Source organism: Halomonas sp. B23F22_20 (assembly GCF_043496985.1).
In the GTDB taxonomy this organism is placed as follows: domain Bacteria; phylum Pseudomonadota; class Gammaproteobacteria; order Pseudomonadales; family Halomonadaceae; genus Halomonas.
The window spans coordinates 1-703 of record NZ_JBIEKH010000089.1 but is presented as its reverse complement, the minus strand read 5'-3'; the positions used below and the strand labels follow the sequence as shown (position 1 = coordinate 703).

At 41.0% G+C, this 703-nt stretch carries 2 protein-coding genes; both read left to right on the top strand.

All coding sequences use genetic code 11. From position 1 onward, the window contains the following. A partial coding sequence (locus ACGTN6_RS20720; RefSeq protein WP_394594963.1) for a hypothetical protein occupies window positions 1-219 on the top strand: 219 nt, incomplete at its 5' end. Continuing rightward, a partial coding sequence (locus tag ACGTN6_RS20715) for a hypothetical protein (protein WP_394594961.1) occupies window positions 216-703 on the top strand: 488 nt, incomplete at its 3' end. The genes ACGTN6_RS20720 and ACGTN6_RS20715, both read left to right, overlap by 4 nt.

Genomic DNA, 703 nt, shown 5'->3' with positions numbered 1-703 from the left:
GGAAGCTTCAATTTTAACCTGGATAACAACATCATTAACTTAGATGAGGCTTATATCTTAATGGGCGGTTTAGGTTTTGTCTTTATTGGCCTTTACTGGATGGAAGGTCAAGGCTGGATAAAAGTTAACAACAAAGCCGTTAAATTAGGGATGATCGGCATTTTTGCTTACCTGATTGGTAAATGGATTTTTAAAGGTTCCTGGAGGTTTTTGATGTGATTGAGTTCGTAGGACCCTTAGCATTGGCTGGATTAGCTTTTCTACCTAAAGTACGCGGGAGAATGAGCGAACGAAAGATTATTGAGCTTTATTTCAAAAATACCGGCTTTAATTTGAAACGGAACAAAGAAGTGTTGTGGCCGGAATTCTGGAAGAAATACGAGTCTCTCATGTTCATCCGTTATGACTACAATTTGCCTGTTGGTTTAGAAATTAAAGAAGGCATGGCTGATGCTCTCTCCAAGGCATTAGGGTATCCGGTTGAGGTGTCCGGTGAGAAAGTGATGTCGATATGGATATTTAAAAAGCGATTACCAAAACAGTGGAACTATAAAGACCTCTTGCCATCAGAGGACTGGAAAATTCCTATAGGCTTATCTTACAAAGGAATGGTGTGGCATGACTTCGACGAGATCCCACACATGACGGTTGCTGGGGCCACACGTTGGGGGAAAACAGTCTTTCTAAAAGTTCTGCTTACGTA